At 73.4% G+C, this 16,680-nt stretch carries 7 protein-coding genes and 2 pseudogenes; 7 read left to right on the forward strand and 2 right to left on the reverse strand.

Annotated elements, in window-relative coordinates:
* Positions 1-2,615: 2,615 nt before the first annotated feature.
* The 7 genes and pseudogenes from Q3Y56_RS12735 to Q3Y56_RS12765 form a co-directional block, all read left to right on the forward strand.
* A pseudogene (locus Q3Y56_RS12735) lies at positions 2,616-4,145 on the forward strand (FtsK/SpoIIIE domain-containing protein); the annotation flags it as partial.
* Positions 4,146-4,392: 247 nt separating this feature from the next.
* Positions 4,393-5,751: an ABC transporter substrate-binding protein gene (locus Q3Y56_RS12740; protein ID WP_304462052.1), complete on the forward strand. Its 1,359-nt coding sequence runs from the start codon at positions 4,393-4,395 to the stop codon at positions 5,749-5,751.
* A 161-nt stretch (positions 5,752-5,912) separates the two neighbouring features.
* Positions 5,913-7,190: a carbohydrate ABC transporter permease gene (locus tag Q3Y56_RS12745; protein WP_304462053.1), complete on the forward strand. Its 1,278-nt coding sequence runs from the start codon at positions 5,913-5,915 to the stop codon at positions 7,188-7,190.
* Positions 7,187-8,095 carry a carbohydrate ABC transporter permease gene (locus Q3Y56_RS12750; protein WP_304462054.1) on the forward strand — a complete coding sequence of 303 codons (909 nt, stop codon included), beginning with the start codon at positions 7,187-7,189 and terminating at the stop codon, positions 8,093-8,095. The genes Q3Y56_RS12745 and Q3Y56_RS12750 overlap by 4 nt, the downstream gene beginning before the upstream one ends.
* A 122-nt stretch (positions 8,096-8,217) precedes the next feature.
* Positions 8,218-10,490: pseudogene (locus tag Q3Y56_RS12755) on the forward strand (CDP-glycerol glycerophosphotransferase family protein).
* A 107-nt stretch (positions 10,491-10,597) separates the two neighbouring features.
* The gene (locus Q3Y56_RS12760; RefSeq protein WP_304462055.1) at positions 10,598-12,919 is read left to right on the forward strand and encodes a bifunctional glycosyltransferase/CDP-glycerol:glycerophosphate glycerophosphotransferase; all 2,322 of its coding nucleotides are present in this window, start codon (positions 10,598-10,600) and stop codon (positions 12,917-12,919) included.
* Between the two features lie 291 nt (positions 12,920-13,210).
* Positions 13,211-14,287: a hypothetical protein gene (locus Q3Y56_RS12765; RefSeq protein ID WP_304462056.1), complete on the forward strand. Its 1,077-nt coding sequence runs from the start codon at positions 13,211-13,213 to the stop codon at positions 14,285-14,287.
* Here the strand turns inward: Q3Y56_RS12765 and Q3Y56_RS12770 are convergent, their stop codons facing one another.
* Entirely contained in the window at positions 14,288-14,800 is a 513-nt protein-coding gene (locus tag Q3Y56_RS12770; protein WP_304462057.1) for a GNAT family N-acetyltransferase, read from the reverse strand.
* Between the two features lie 89 nt (positions 14,801-14,889).
* Complete coding sequence (locus Q3Y56_RS12775) at positions 14,890-16,464, reverse strand: glycosyltransferase family 39 protein (RefSeq protein ID WP_304462058.1); 1,575 nt, start codon at positions 16,462-16,464, stop codon at positions 14,890-14,892.
* Positions 16,465-16,680 lie beyond the last annotated feature (216 nt).

A 16,680-nucleotide genomic window follows, 5' to 3' on the forward strand; every position in this document is an offset into this window, starting at 1 on the left:
AGCGCGGCCCCGGGCACCCGGACACGCTGACCGTACGGCTGGGCGTGGCCGACCGGAGGACGGCCGACGGCATGCCGATCCCGGCCGCCCCGGTCACCGTCGACCTCCGGCAGGACGGGAGTCTGGGTCTGGCCGGACCGCGCGGCCGACTGAGCGGACTTGCCCGTTCCGTCATCGCGCAGCTGGCGGCGCTGCACTCACCCGCCTCGCTGGAGATCGTCCTGATCAGCACGGATCGTGCGCGCGACGTGCGGGAGCGGCTGGCGGAGTGGTCCTGGCTGGGCTGGCTGCCGCAGGTGCACCCGGCCCACGGCCAGGACTGCCGACTGCTGCTCGCGTACGACCGGGAGCAGGCCGCGGCGCGGACCGCGGAGCTGGTCCGGCGGCTGGACGACAGCCGACTCGGCCCCGCGTGGGTGACCGCGCCGCCGGCGGCGGTGGCGGCAGCGGCGGACGACCACGGCGGCCCGTACACGCTGGTGGTCGTGGACGGCGATCCGGGTTCGCCGGCGCTGCGCGACACGCTGGCCCGCCTCGCGGCGGGGGGCGCGGCGGCGGGCGTCCATGTGATCTGCCTGGCCGAGGCGCCCGCGGTGGAGGTGCCCACCCCCTTCCCGGCGGCGTACGGGACGGCGTGCGCGGCGTCCCCGGTCTTCGCGGAGTGCGGTGTCGTCGCCCTGCTCAGCGGCGACGTGGCGACCAGCCTGCACGTGGCCCGCCCGGACCGCGCCGACCGCGCCCCGCACGCGGGCTCGTACGCGTACGAGCAGGGCGGCACGGGCTCCGCCGGGACCGGCGGCCAGGCCGACGCGCAGGGTCGGGGCATCGGCACGGGCACGAACGCGGGCACGCCCGCGGCGGAACACGGCCAGGCGCCCGTCGGCTCCGACGCGGGGGGCGCCGAGGGCGCCGGGGGCGCCGGGTGCTCCGGGTACGGGCGACCGGCGCGGCAGGCTCACGGGGCCGCCCCGCGCGGTGCGGAGGCGCCAGCCGATCCGGCGATCCAGGCCCCACACAGCGGCAGCACACCCGGCAACGCGCCGGGCACCCCGCACCCGCGCCCCAGCGCACCGGCTGGCGGCGGGACCGCCCAACCGACCGCGCATCCGGCGGCCCAGAGCCCGCGCACCACGGACGCCTACGGCCGATCCGGCGCCCCATCCCCGCGCCCCGGCACATCGGCGGCAGGTGGGACCGCCCACCCCGGACCCGCACAACCGGCGCACCACAACCCAGGCACCACCCCCGGCGGCCACGAAACCGACGTCCACGGCCGGCCCGGCCCCGCGCACCCGCACCCCCACGCATCCACCGCAAGCGGGACGACTCGCCCCGGACCCGCACAACCAGCCCCGCACAGTCCACACGCCACCCCCGGCGGCCGAGGGACCGACGCCCACAGCCAGCCCGGCCCCGCGCACCCGCAACCCCACGCATCCACCGCAAGCGGGACGACTCGCCCCGGACCCGCACAACCAGCCCCGCACAGTCCACACGCCACCCCCGGCGGCCGAGGGACCGACGCCCACAGCCAGCCCGGCCCCGCGCACCCGCAACCCCACGCATCCACCGCAAGCGGAATACATCGCCCTGGGCCCGCGCAACCGGCGCACCACAACCCAGGCACCACCCCCGGCGGCCACGGGACCAACGCGTACGGCCAGGCCGCCGGCACCCCGTACCCGCGCCCCACCGCGTCGACCGAGCGCGCGACCGCCCACCCCGGGGCCGCCTCGCCGGCGGGCGCCGCTCCCGGCGGCCGCGGGAGCGGCAGCGACATGAGCGACGCGTACGGCCAGACCGGCGACGCGTCCGGCACCTCGTCCGCACCGCCACGCCCCGGCGCGACCGGCCCCGTCGAGCCGACCGGCCAAGACACCCCCGCCGCCCCCCGCGCCCCGCTCGGGGGCGGCGACATCGCCCGTGCCCCCTCCCCGAACGGCACCCCACCCGGCGGGCACACGGACCCGTACGCCACCGCATACGAGCAGCGCGGCGGCGCACCCGCCGCCCCGGCCGCAATGGCGCACCCGCACCACGGCGCGTACAGCGCCCCGGCCGGACCGCCGCGCCCGCGCACCGGCGACACACACGACGCCTCCGCCCGCTTCCGGTACGGCAACGCACCCGGCGCGCACGCCGCCGACGCGTACGGGCAGCCCGTCGGTGCCTCCGGGGCACCGGCCGGACCGGCGCACCCGCGCGCCAGCGCCTCCGGCGGCGGAGGCGATGCCCGCGCCCACGACCCGTACGCCAGCGCGCCGGGCACCGGCGACCACGGCCACGGCCATAGCCCTAGTCCTAGCCACGGCGCCGGACGCGCGACCGTGCCGGCGAGCCGGGACCCACGCGTCGGCGACGGAGTCGGCGCAGTGGCCGGATCGGCGCAGCCGTACGCCGACCCGCGGCGCGCCGCCCCCGGCGGCTCCGGCGAACGCGGCGAACCCGGCGGCCCCAACGAGCCGCGAGTCGGCGGAACGACCACGAGCGGCACCGGCACCATGCACCTCACCGGTGCCGCGGGCGGATCGCCGCGGCCGCGCGGAAGTGCGTACGGCGACCGTTCCGTGCCCGTACCCGTACCCGTACCCGTCGCGGGCGGCACAGCCGTCATCGTGGACGCGGTGTCGCCGGCGTGGGCCGAGCGGTTCGCCCGCGCGCTGGCGCCGCTGCGGCCTGCCGGTGTCCCGCCGACCGGCGGCGGCGCCGGGCGGTCCGCCGCCGCGCTGCCCGACTCCGCCCGGCTGCTGGACGAGCTGGGCCTGGCTCGCGCCACACCGGCCTCGCTGCTGGCACGGTGGGCCGCCGCCGCTGACGAGGTGCCCGCCGGCGGCCGGACCCTGGCCGTCCTGGGTGCCGGCGCGGACGGACCCATCACCGTCGATCTCGCCGCCGACGGGCCGCATCTGCTGATCGACGGCGCCCCCGGCACCGGCAAGACGGAGCTTCTGCGTTCGGTGGCCGCCTCGCTCGCGGCCGCCGAACGGCCGGACCGGCTCGGGCTGGTCCTGGTCGACGGCGGCGGCACCGAGCGCGGTGCGGGGCTGCGGGTCTGCACGGAACTGCCGCACGTCTCCACGTATCTGGCCGCCTCGGACCCGCTGCGGATGCGCGCGTTCGCGCAGGCGCTCACCTCGGAACTCAAGCGCCGCGCCGAACTCCTCGGCCAACTGGACTTCGTCGCCTGGCACGCGCGGCAGGCCGCGGAGCCTCGCGTGATCGCCCCCCGGCAGCCCGCCGACGTCCGTTCCGCGCCCGGGGCGGCGAACGGCGGCGACAGCGAGGGCAGTACCGACCCCCACCACGCCCAAGCTCAGGCCCACGGAGGCGGCAAAGACACCGCTGCCGCCGACGCCGGCAACGCCTTCGCCCCCGGCGGCGCCACGCGGGACGTCGAATCCGCCCCCAGCGCCACGCTCAAGCTGCGTACACAGAAGCCGCAGGGTGGCGGCGACGCGGCCGCACAAGCCACGCACGACGCACACGCCGCGCAGGCCGCGCTGCCCCGGCTCGTCGTCCTCGTGGACGACTTCGACGCCCTCGTGGCCCCCGCCCTCGGGAGCCCCGGCCGCCCTGCGGCCGGATCCGTCGTGCGCGCCCTGGAGGCCGTCGCCCGGGACGGGGCCCGGCTCGGGGTGCATCTGATCGCGGCGTCCGGCCGTCCCGACCGTACGGCGGACACCGCGGCGGTGGAACGCGCCGGGCTCTGGATCACCCTGGAGCCGACAACGCGGCACACCACCCCGGACCCGGCCACCGGCGCGGGTGGTCCGGCCGGTGCAGCTGGTGCAGCCGGTGCAACTGGTGCAGCCGGTGCAACTGGTGCAGCCGGCAAGGGGAGCAGTCCGGCGTCACACGTGCCACCGGGACCGGGTGAGCCCGCCCCGGGCCGTGGCCGTCTGCGCCGGCCCGACGACCACGCCGTCATCCCCTTCCAGGCGGGGCGCGTCACGGGCCGTATCCCGCGTACGGCGACGCAGCGGCCGACCGTCGTACCGCTGGACTGGGAGCGGCAGGGAGATCCGCCGACCCGGCGCCCGCTGCGCGAACTCGGCAACGGGCCCACCGACCTGGCCCTGCTCGCCAGCGCGTTGCAGCGCGCCGCGCAGTCCGCCGAGGCGCCGACCGTCCCCGCGCTGGTGTGACCCGGCCCACCACCCACGCCCACCGCCCACCGCCCTCGCTCACCGTTCACCGCCCACGCCCACCGTTCACGCCGCCACCCGCGCCGACCCGGCCCGCATCCGCAGCCATGACGTCGCATCACATCCAGGTCACAATCCCCGAGTTGACCTTGATCACGGTATTGCGGCGCCCGATGACCGGGCGTAGGACTGTGCGAACGGGACCTGGCCGCGCGTGGGGACGGCCGTCACGGGAAGGACAACGGGGATGCGCACACGGCTTCGTACGAAGCGCGCCGCACGCCGGGCAGTGGGGCTGTTATCCGTCGCCGCGCTCACCCTCACCGCCGCCGGATGCGGCAGTGACGACGGGGCCGGCAGCACCGGCAGCCCGCCGCCAACCACCGTCGAACTGCCCTCGCTGAAAGGGCAGAAACTCCAGGTCACCGCCGTGTGGACGGGCTCCGAGCAGGAGAACTTCACCAAGGTGCTGGACGAGTTCGAGAAGCGCACCGGCGCCGACGTGGCCTTCGTCCCCAGCGGCGACGACATGTCCGCCTTCGTCGGCTCGAAGATCGCGGGCGGCGACCCGCCGGACGTCGCGATGCTCCAGCAGGTCGGGGTCCTGCGGGAGTTCGCCGACAAGGGCTGGGCCAAGCCCGTCGGCGCGGACACCAGAGCGCAGCTCGCCAAGAACTTCTCCCAGGGCTGGCAGGACCTCGGCGCCCACAAGGGCAAGCAGTACGGCGTGTACTTCAAGGTCAGCAACAAGTCCCTGGTCTGGTACAACACCTCCGCCTTCGCATACGCGGGAGCCAAGGAGCCCAGAACCTGGCGGGACTTCCTCGCCCAGGCACAGCTGCTCTCCGACTCCGGCACCGACCCGGTGTCCGTCGGCGGCGCGGACGGCTGGACGCTCACCGACTGGTTCGAGAACGTCTACCTCTCCCTCGCGGGCCCCGAGAAGTACGACCAGCTCGCCCAGCACAAGATCAAGTGGACGGACCCGTCGGTGACGGAGGCGCTCACCACGCTCGCCGAGCTGTGGGGCGGCAAGGGGCTGCTGGCGGGCGGCAGGGACGGCGCGCTGCGGACCGCGTTCCCGGACTCGGTCACCAAGGCCTTCGGCAACGCCGCCGAGCCCGAGGCCGGGATGGTCTTCGAGGGCGACTTCGTCGCGGGCAACATCGCCGACGCGGGCGCGGACCTCGGTACGCAGGCGAAGGTGTTCCCCTTCCCGGCCGTCGGGGACAAGGCGCCGGTGGTCACCGGCGGGGACGTCGCCGTGGCGCTCAAGGACAGCAGGGCGGCGCAGGCGCTGCTGACGTTCCTCGCCTCGCCCGACGCCGCCCACATCTGGGCCCAGGCCGGGGGTTTCATCTCGGCGAACCGGTCCCTGGACGTGGACGCCTACCCCAACGCCCCGTTGCGCGGCATCGCCAAGGCGTTGATCGCGGCGGGCGACGACTTCCGTTTCGACATGTCCGACCAGGCCCCTGCGTCCTTCGGCGGCAAGCCTGCGCAGGGCGAGTGGAAGGCGCTCCAGGACTTCCTGAAGAACCCGAAGGACGTGGCGGGCACACAGCGCCAGTTGGAAGCCGACGCCGCCAAGGCGTACCAGAACTGATCAGGAACCGGCCGGAACCGACCCAGGAAACCGATCACGACATCACGCGACCGGGAGACCCTCATCATGTCGACCGTGACAGCGGGCGGCGCGGCCGCACCTGGCTCGCCGCCGCCCGCCAAGGGACGCAAGCCCCCGCGGGGCGCGGGCGGAGAACCATCATGGGCACCCCGCCGTGGGTGGCGGCGCTGTTCCTGCTGCCCGCGCTGGCGCTGCTCGGCGCGCTCGTCGTCTACCCCATCGGCTACTCGGTCTGGCGCAGCCTCTTCGACGCGTCGGGCGACGGCTTCGTCGGGATGGACAACTACCGGGAGGTGTTCTCGGACGACGCCATCCTGACCGCCGTCAAGAACAACGTCATCTGGGTGCTGGTCGCCCCGTCGGTGGCCACCGCGCTGGGCCTGATCTTCGCCGTGCTGACCGAGCGGGTCCGCTGGGGTACGGCGTTCAAGCTGGTCGTCTTCATGCCGATGGCGATCTCGATGCTGGCGGCGGGCATCATCTTCCGGCTGGTGTACGAGCAGGACCCGGACCGGGGCGTGGCCAACGCGATGTGGACGACCGTGCACGACACGTTCGCCGACCGGCCGCCGTTTCCCGGGGCGCATCCGCGTGCCGACGCCGGTCTGACGGCGGACCGGGACGGTTCGTACAGCGTGCCGGCGGCTGCCCGCGCGGGCAGCCCGCAACTGGTTCCGCTGGTCGGGGCCAAGCGCGGCGACGTGTCCGGGGCGGCCGAGGCCCAGGCGGCGCGGCCGGAGCCGGGGAAGGTCACCGGCACGGTGTGGTTCGACTTCACCCGGGGCGGCGGCGGGCGGCACGGCGCGCTGGACAAGGGCGAGAAGGCGCTCGCCGACGTGAAAATCGAGGCGGTCAGGGACGGCACGGTCGTCGCCTCGACGACGACCCGCGCCGACGGCACGTACACCCTGCCCGCGAAGGCCGAGGGGGCCCGGCTGCGGCTGCCCGCCGCGAACTTCGACGAGCCGTACAACGGGGTCGACTGGCTGGGCCCGTCGCTGGTCACCCCGGCCATCATCGGCAGCTACGTATGGATGTGGGCGGGCTTCGCGATGGTGCTGATCGCGGCCGGTCTGGCGAGCGTGCCGCGGGAGCTGCTGGAGGCCGCGCGGGTGGACGGGGCCAACGAGTGGCAGGTCTTCCGCCGGGTGACGGTGCCGCTGCTGGCGCCGGTGCTGGCGGTCGTCGTCGTCACGCTGATGATCAACGTACTGAAGATCTTCGACCTCGTGTACATCATCGCGCCCGGCACCACCCAGGACGACGCGAACGTGCTGGCGCTCCAGCTGTACCAGTCGTCGTTCGGCACGGACGTCAACCAGGGCGTCGGCAGTGCGATCTCGGTGTTCCTGCTGGTGCTCGTGCTGCCGGTGATGTTCTTCAATATCCGCCGGATCCGAAGGGAGAGCCGCCGATGACCAGTGCGGACACGGCCGCGCCCGCGGCCCGCACCGACACGGCCGTACGGGCGAAGCGGTCGCTCGCCGCGCGGATCGCGGCACGCGCGGGCGGCGGGGCGATGCGGGTCTTCCTCGTCGTGGTCGCGTTGCTGTGGCTGACCCCGACGATGGGGCTGCTGCTCTCCTCGCTGCGCGATCCGGCCGACGTGGACCTCTCCGGCTGGTGGCAGGTCTTCGGGGATCCCGGCCAGCTCACCTTCGACGGCTACGACGACCTGCTGAGCAACGAGAAGATCACCGACTCGCTGTGGACCACGGCGGCGATCACGGTGCCGGCGACAGTGCTGGTGGTGCTGATCGGCGCGCTGGCGGGGTACGCGTTCGCGTGGATGGACTTCCCCGGGCGCGACTGGTGGTTCCTGCTGGTCGTCGGGCTGCTGGTGGTGCCGGTGCAGGTAGCGCTGATCCCCGTCGCCAAGCTCTTCGGCGAGATCGGCGTCTTCGAGACGACGACGGGCGTGGTGCTGTTCCACACCGCCTTCGGCCTGCCGTTCGCGATCTTCCTGCTGCGGAACTTCTTCGCGGAGATCCCGCGCGAGCTGCTGGAGGCGGCGCGGCTGGACGGCGCGGGCGAGCTGCGGCTGTTCTTCCGCGTCGTCCTGCCCCTGGGCGGCCCGGCCATCGCCTCGCTCGGCATCTTCCAGTTCCTGTGGGTGTGGAACGACATGCTGGTCGCACTGATCTTCGCGGACAGCGGCAACCCGCCGATCACGGTGGCGCTCCAGCAGCAGGTGCGGCAGTTCGGCAACAACATCGACATCCTCGGGCCGGGCGCGTTCGTGTCGATGGTGGTGCCGTTGGCGGTCTTCTTCGCCTTCCAGCGGCAGTTCGTGTCGGGGGTGATGGCGGGGGCGGTCAAGTAGCGGCGCGCTGGTCCGAACGGGGCATCTTCCCCGGCGATCACCACCCAGATGCCACCATTTCGGCGTTGATCAGATGATAGTGGGACAACCTGCTCGATCGTTGCCGACCCCTGGGATCCGCCGTGCCCCGGTTCAGCGTCATCGTCCCCGTCTTCAAGGTCCAGGCGTACCTGCACGACTGCCTGCGCTCGGTGCTGACCCAGGACTTCACCGACGTCGAGCTGATCGCCGTCGACGACCGGTCACCCGACGCGTGCGGCGCGATCATCGACGAGGCGGCAGCCCAGGACCCGCGGGTGCGGGCCGTACACCTGCCGGAGAACGTCGGCCTCGGGCAGGCGCGCAACACGGGTCTGCGCCACGCCACCGGCGACTACGTGCTCTTCCTGGACAGCGACGACGTCCTGGCCCCCGGCGCGCTGCGCGCCATCGCCGAGCGGCTGTCGGCGACCGGCGATCCCGAGGTGCTGGTCTACGACTACGCGCGGCTGTACTGGACCGGCACCACCGTCCGGAACATCCGCTCGGGGCTGCTCGCCCCCTCCGCCGAAACGGCCTCCGACGTCTTCGCGCTCGCCGACCGGCCCGAGCTGCTGCGCCTGCTGATGGTCGTCTGGAACAAGGCCTACCGCCGCGACTTCCTGACCCGCGAAGGCTTCGCCTTCCCGTCCGGACTCTACGAGGACACACCCTGGACCTTCCCCGTGCTGCTGACCGCCCGCACCCTCACCACCCTGGACCGGGTCTGCGTGCACTACCGGCAGCGGCGGCGCGGCTCCCTCCTCAGTACCGCCAGCCGCGGGCACTTCGACGTCTTCGACCAGTACGACCGGGTGTTCGCGTTCCTCGACAGCCGCCCGGAGCTGGCCCGCTGGCGCCCGGCGGTGTTCCAGCGGATGCTCGACCACCTGGCCGCGATCTACGCCTGCCCGGGGCGGCTGCCCCGCGGCACCCGCCCCGAGTTCGCCCGCCGTACCCGCGACCACCACCGCCGCCACCACCCCGGCGGCGCCGACGGCCCGCCCATGCCGCCCCGCATCAGGCTGCGCTCGCTGCTGCTGCGGCTCGGCGCGTGCCGCGCGTTCGGCGCCCTGCGGCGCGTACGCCAGGCCTGGCACCGGGCGGTCGAGATGCGCGGCGCCGCCTACCGCGTGCTGCGCGCGGCGGCGCTGCGCGCCCACTACCGGCTCCAGCGGCTGCGCCCCCTCGACCCGGACCTGGCCGTCTTCGCCGCCTACTGGCACCGCGGTTACGCCTGCCATCCCGCCGCCATCGAGGCCAAGGTCCGCGAGCTGGCCCCGTGGGTGCGCACCGCGTGGATCACCACCCCGAGTACGCGCACACCGTGCCGATGGGAGTGACCCGGCTGTACCCCGGCTCGCCCGCGTACTGGACGGCCCTGGCCCGCGCCACGTATCTGGTCAACAACGTCAACTTCACCGACCGGCTGCGCAAGCGGCGCGGCCAGATCCACCTCCAGACCCACCACGGCACCCCGCTCAAGCACATGGGCCTGGACCTTCAGGACCGCCCGGCGGCCGCCCGCGGCATGGACTTCGACCGGCTGCTGGAGCGCGTGGACCGGTGGGACCTCAGCCTCTCGGCCAACCGGCACTCCACCCTCACCTGGGAGCGGGTCTATCCGTCGGGCTACACCTCGCTCGAGCTCGGCTCGCCGCGCAACGACGTCTTCCTCACGGCCACCGCCGAGGACGTACAGCGCGTCCGCGCGGAGCTGGGCCTCGCGCCCGAGGTCACCGCGATCCTGTACGCCCCCACGCACCGCGACTACCAGCGCGGCTTCACCCCGCGGCTCGATCTGGCCCGGCTCGCCCACGCGCTCGGACCCGGCTACGTCCTCCTCGCCCGCGCCCACTACTTCCACCCGGACGCGCTGGCCGGGCCCTCCCGCGACGGGCGCGTCATCGACGTCTCGGCGCACCCGCGCGTCGAGGACCTGTGCCTGGCCGCCGACCTGCTGCTGACGGACTATTCGTCGATCATGTTCGACTACGCCGTCCTCGACCGGCCCATCGTCATCCACGCCGACGACTGGGACGCCTACCGCGCCGCCCGCGGCGTCTACCTCGACCTGCCCGCCCGCCCGCCGGGACCGGTCTCCCGCACCGAGGACGAGCTGATCGACCTGCTCACCACCGGCGCCTGGTACGGCCCGCACGCCGACGGGCTGCGCGCCGCGTTCCGCGCCCGGTTCTGCCCGTACGACGACGGGCGGGCCGCCGAGCGCGTCGTACGGCGGGTCTTCCTCGGCGAGGACCCCGCCCTGCTGCCGCCCGTCGTCCCGCCGGCGGACCGGCGCCCGGCCCCCGCCCCGTCCGCCTGCCGCTGGCCGGAGGCCGGGGCCCCGCGGCTCACGGTCGCGGCGCGGACGTGAACCCGCCTCGCGGCGCGGACGCGGACCCGCCTCGCCGTGCGGACGCAGACCCGCCTCGCGGCGCGGACGTGAACCCGCCCGTACACACCCGACGTCTGAGGAGCGCCATGCCCAGATTCAGCATCGTCATCGCCGCCTACCGTGTGCAGGGCTATCTGCGAGCGTGCCTGGACTCCGCTCTGAACCAGTCGTTCCGCGACATCGAGGTGGTGGCGGTCGACGACTGCTCACCGGACTTCTGCGGAGCCATCATCGACGAGTACGCGGCCCGCGACAGCCGCGTCGTCACGGTCCACCAGCCGGTCAACTCCGGCCCCGGGCACGCCCGCAACGCCGGCGTGGAGCGGGCCACCGGCGACTACCTGCTCTTCCTCGACGGCGACGACACGCTCGCACCCGGCACCCTCCAGGGGCTCGCGAACCGGCTCCAGCTCACCGAGGACCCCGACATCCTCTACTTCGACCACGTCCGCACCTACTGGACGGGCCGCCGCGACCGCAGCCTCTTCGGCGACCTGCTGGCCTCGGCGGGCACGGACGTGTTCAGCATCCTGGAACGGCCCGAGTTCCTGCGGCTGTTCGCCATGTCGTCCAACCGCGTCTACCACCGGGGCTTCTACACCCGGCACGGCTTCGCGTTCAGCGAGGGCATCTACGAGGACGCGCTGCTGTCGTACATCACGATGCTGACGGCGCGCCGGATCGCCTGCGTGGACCTGGTCGGCCTGGAGTACCGGCAGCGGCGCACCGGCGCCAGCACGCGCAGCCCGGGCGAGGAGCACTTCGCCATCTTCCGGCAGTACGCCCGGTTGTTCGCCTTCCTCGACGGCAACCCGCACCTGGAGCCGCTGCGCCCGGCCCTCTTCGAACGCGCCGTCTCCCACTTCCTGTTCTGCCTCGGCAACCCGGCGCGGGTCGCCAAGCGGGACCGGGCCCGCTACTTCCGGCAGGCCGTCGACTGGTACCAGGACCACCTGCCCGCGCGATTCACCCCGCCCCCGGAGGACAGCGCCCGGTTCAACGCGCTCGCCCGCGGCTACTTCGCCCTGTACCGGGCGCGCGAATTCCCCGTCCGGTACGGCAAGGCGCTCCGCCGCCTCAAGCGCACCGTCCGCCGCCCGCTGGCCGCCCGCGCCAAGCGCCTGCTGTACCAGTTCCATCTGCGGCTGCCGATCGACGAGGACCTGGCCGTCTACTCCGCGTACTGGAACCGCGGCGTCCTGTGCAACCCGGCGGCGATCTACTACAAGGCGCGGGAACTGGCCCCGCACGTGCAGGGGGTGTGGGTGGTACGCCAGTCCGAGGTCGCCAACCTGCCCGAGGACGTGCCGTACGTGGTGCCCGGCACGCGCGCCTACTACCGCGTCGTGGCCCGCGCCAAGTACCTGATCAACAACGTCAACTTCCCCAACGACCTGGTCAAGCGCCCGGGCACGTTCCACGTCCAGACGCTGCACGGCACCCCTTTGAAGTCCATGGGCCTGGACCAGCAGCACTATCCGGCCTCGGGCGGCGGCATGAGCTTCCGCAACCTGCTGCGGCGCGTCGACCGCTGGGACATCGTGCTCTCCTCCAACCAGCACTCCAGCGAGATCTGGGAGCGCGTCTACCCGTCGTCGTACACGCTGCTGGAGACGGGTTACCCGCGCAACGACGTGCTCTTCACGTCCACCACGGACGACGTGGCCCGCATCCGCGCCGAACTGGGCATCCCCCCGCACCGCGCCGCGATCCTCTACGCCCCGACGCTGCGCGACTACGAGCCGGGGTTCACCCCCCGCCTGAACCTCGCCCGGCTGGCCCGAGCCCTCAGCCCCGATTCGGTGCTCCTCGTCCGCGCCCACTACTCGTACGGGATCCGCCCCGAGCTGGCGGAGCTCCAGGAGGCAGGCGTGGTGATCGACGTGTCCCGCCACCCCTCGGTGGAGGAACTCCTCCTGGCCTCCGACGCACTGATCACGGACTACTCGTCGATCATGTTCGACTACGCCATCCTGAACCGCCCCATCGTCATCCACGCCGACGACTGGGACGTCTACCGGGCCACCCGCGGCGTCTACTTCGACCTGCTGTCGGGCAAGCCCGGCGAGACCCCGGGCGCGGTGGCCCGCACCGAGGACGAACTGATCGCCGTCTTCCACGAGGGCCGCTGGAACGACGCCGAGGCCGCCGCGCTGCGCGCCGCGTTCCGGGAGCGCTTCTGCCGGTTCGACGACGGCCGCGCGGCGGAACGGGTGGTACGGGCGCTGATGCCGTGCGAACTCCCGGAGGAGCCGGACGGACCGGAAGGGCCGGACGAGGGGCGGGGCGGCGGCCAGGTCGGCTACCAGGGCGGCCACGAGGGCCAGGGCCAGACACCGTGGGAGACAACGGCTCCGCCGCCCCAGGCCGCCGCCCCGACCCAGGCCCCGCAGCCCCTGAACGGGTGAGCCGGAAGCGGGCAGGGGCAGCGGGCCGATGGCAAGGGAGTGTGCCGCTATTGCGGGGCTTGTCGGGGGCTCAATAGGGCACGAGGTGGTGTGCGTGTGCGCCCTGGCGTGATTCCTCTCTCCTTCCTATCGTCAAGAGCGGCATTGCGCCGCCCGGCCACCGGCCTGTGAATGGCCCTTCGGGTTCCCCCACTGCCTTGCGGCGGCGTCTTGCCGATCCCATGCGCCCCAGTCCGTCATGCGTGCACGCGGTAACGACAGCACCCGGCAACAGCTGAACTGGAGGAGACCATGCCGCAGGACATCGCGCTCGACATCCCCTTCCCCTCGCGTATCAGTTCCGATGCGCCGAGGGCCCGTGCGCTCAATCTGGAATGGCTGACCTCGGAACGGCTGCTGACCAGCCAGGAGAACGTGGACAGGTATCTCAGCTGGAATCTGTCGGACCTGGCGGGCCGGTTCCACCCGGATGCCGTCGGCGACGACCTGGTCCTGGGACTGCAACAGCAGACCTTCTATTTCTTCGTCGACGACCTGTTCGACAGCTACCTGGGGGACGACCCCCACAGTGCCTACTCGTTATGCCACGAGCTGGCGAGCCTGGCTCGGCAGAGGTCCACACGTCCCACGTTCCCGCTGGCGGAGGTCTTTCTCGACCTGTGGGCCCGCAGCTGCGAAGGCATGTCCCATGCCTGGCGGGAACGCGCGGCACGCAACTGGGAGCAGTTCTTCCTGAGTTATGCGGCGGAGGCGGCGAACCGCAGGTCCGGCGCGGTGCTCGGTCTGGAGGTCTACATGAAACTGCGGCGGATCTCGATAGGGGCGCAAGGGGTCCTCGATCTCACGGAGCGCTGCGGCCATTTCGAGGCGCCCGCCGAGGTACACGAGAGTTCCTGCGTCCGGGAAATGCGGGACCTGACCGCCGAGATCGTCATCCTCACCAACGACCTCGCTTCACTGGAAAAGGACGAAGCGAACCAGGAGCCGAACAACACGGTCCTGCTCCTGTCCCTGGAACGCCGGATCTCCAGGGACAAGGCGATCGAGTGCCTTCGGAACATGGTCCGAGAACGGATGGCGCGCTTCGCGGCACAGGCCCGAGCAGCCGAGCAGATATCCGACCTCCTCCCACTCAACCGGCGGCAGCGCCGCGGTGTCGCGCGTTTCATCGCCGCCAACCGGACCGTTATGCGCGGCAACTACGACTGGGGTCGGTTCTCCAGGCGATACGACCGGAGCGGCGTGCGGAACGTCCGCCGCTCCCCGCGGATCGAAGACCGGGTGTCCACCACTCCGTACGACAAGTACACGAGACCACGAGGGAAGACGGTCTCGTGGCAGCCGGACGCGGCGACGAGCGCCACATGATCAGGCTGTGCGACGGAGCGTCAGGACACGCGTGGTGCTGCCGTCGTCCTCGGTGATGTCCCGGGCGCGCTCGAAGCCGATCTTGGCGAGCAGCGCCAGCGAGGGGGTGTTCTGCGCGGCCACGGTGGCGTGGACCTCGGTCAGTCCGAGGGTCTCGAAGCCGTAGGCCGCGATCGCCCCCGCCAGCTCCGTCCCCAACCCGGAGCCCCACGCCTCGGGAGCCAGTGCGTAGACGATCTCGTGGCCGTCGACGGCGTCGGTCCGCTTGATCTCGGCGTGCCCGACGAGCGCACCGTCCCTGCGGACGGCCCAGACATCGAAGAGGTTCCGGGCATAGACCTTCGTGAAGATCCGCCCGAACAGGGCCCGGTCCGCCGCTTCGGAAACGGGGCCGTCGCCCATCCAGCGGGACACGCGCGTGTCCTGGAACAGCGCGACGAAAGCCTCTTCGTCTTCCGGGGTGTACGGCTCCAGAAGGAGGCGGTCGGTACGGAGAGTCGGGGTCGGGACCACGGGCGACGACGCTACCCAGGCCGCACCCGCCCGGCAATCGGCTTTCCGCACCCAGCGTGCATGCTCTCCGGCTGCCGTCCGGCGGGCCATCAACGCGCGTACAGCGTCAGCGTCCCGGCCGCCAGGCACAGTGCGAACACCGGCCGGAACCCCTCGCGTAGCGCCCGTGCCTTCGGGCCCCGCACGCCGCCCGGCTCCGAGAGCACCCATACGCGCGGCTCGCCCGCCAGTCGTGCCGCCAGGTCGCCCCGGGCCGCTTCGCGGCCGTACAGCGTGCCGGAGGAGGGGCCGTCCGCGTCGAGGGCGATGTCGCGCAGGCCCGCGACCTGGTGCGGGTACGCCAGCGCGGCGCGGCGAGCGTACGGCGGGGCGTACAGCACCGCGTCGCCGGGGCGGGTGGCGCGGCCCAGTTCGGCGGCCGCGAGCGCGAGGTCGTCCGCGCGGGCCGCCGGGCCGCGTTCGCGGGCGTGGAGGGGCAGCTGCCAGAGGAACGCGGCGGCGATCGCGACGCAGCCCACCGCCGCCGTCCCCCGCCGCGACGGCAGCGCGGAGGCGATGCGTTCCGCGCCCGCCGCCGCGAGCAGAGGTACACCCGCCAGCGCGAAGAACAGGTAGCGGTCGAGGAACAGGGCCTCGCGCTGGGAGGCGGCGAACAGCGTCACGGGCGGTACGAGCGCGAGCGGAAGCGCGACGGCCGGTACGGACAGCCGGCCGACCGGCCGGGGCGGACGGGCCAGGGCCACCGCCGCCAGCAGCAGATTCACCGTCAGCACCAGGCCACTCGGGCCCGCGAAGCCGTGGAGCAGCGCCCGCGCCTGCGGGAGGCCGGGAACGGGTATCCACGAGACCTGTGCCGCCTGGCCATGGGAGACCAGCAGCAGCGGCAGCAGCGCGGCGAGCGCCGCGCCCGCCGCCGGGGCCCAGCGGCGCCACACCGCGCCGGGTACGCGCGCCGCCAGCAGCGTCGCGGCATGGGCGGCCAGGAGCAGCACCGCGCAGACGTGCGTCAGCGCGGTGAGGGAGGTGACGGCTCCGTACGCGATCCATCGACCCGCGCCGGCCGCATCCCTCGCACCCCTGCCCGCGGCGTCTCCCGTACCCGCGCCGTCTGCCTTACCCGCGCCCTCAGCGACTCCCGCGCCCGCGCCCCCGCACGCCCCCTCCACGTCGCCGCCGTCCCCCACCTCCCGCTCGACCGCGTCGATCAGCAGCCACGTCGCCAAGGCCGCGCCCAGCGCCACCAGGGCGTACGAGCGGCCCTCCTGGGCGTAGTGGCCGACCATCGGCGTCGCCGCGTACAGCAGCCCCGCCCATATGCCCGCCCGGCGGCGGCCCGTCAGCCGGTGGCCCGTCGCGGCGACCAGGCCGGCCGTGCACACGGCGGCCGCCACGGACGGGAGCCGCAGTGCGATCTCGTCGGCGCGGACGGCGAGTACGGCGTGCATCAACACGTAGTAGAGGCCATGGACGGCGTCCACCGTGCCCAGCAGCTCCCACAGCTGCGGCACCGTGCGCCGTGCCGCCACGTACGTCGCCGCCTCGTCACGCCACATCGCGCGTCGGTCGAGTCCCCACAGCCCGAGCGCGAGCATGACACCCATCGGCACCAGGGCGACGACGCCCGCACCGGCCGGGAAGGCCGTGCGCCGCGAAGGAGACCGCATACGCCGATCTTCGGTAGGGGGTGGGTTCCGGGCATGTCAGGCAGCCGGATGGCTCAACCACTCACCCGGTCGGCCGCCGCACCCGCAACGCCCATCGCCTTGGTGCGCCCTGCCCGCCGACTGCCGTACGCCATCGCGCCCCCTCCCCATCGGGACGATTCGCCTATATCACCCTATAGTGAGCAAACACGCGAGCAAGAACGTGAGCACGAACGC

The sequence above is a fragment of the Streptomyces sp. XD-27 genome, assembly GCF_030553055.1.
Lineage (GTDB): Bacteria > Actinomycetota > Actinomycetes > Streptomycetales > Streptomycetaceae > Streptomyces.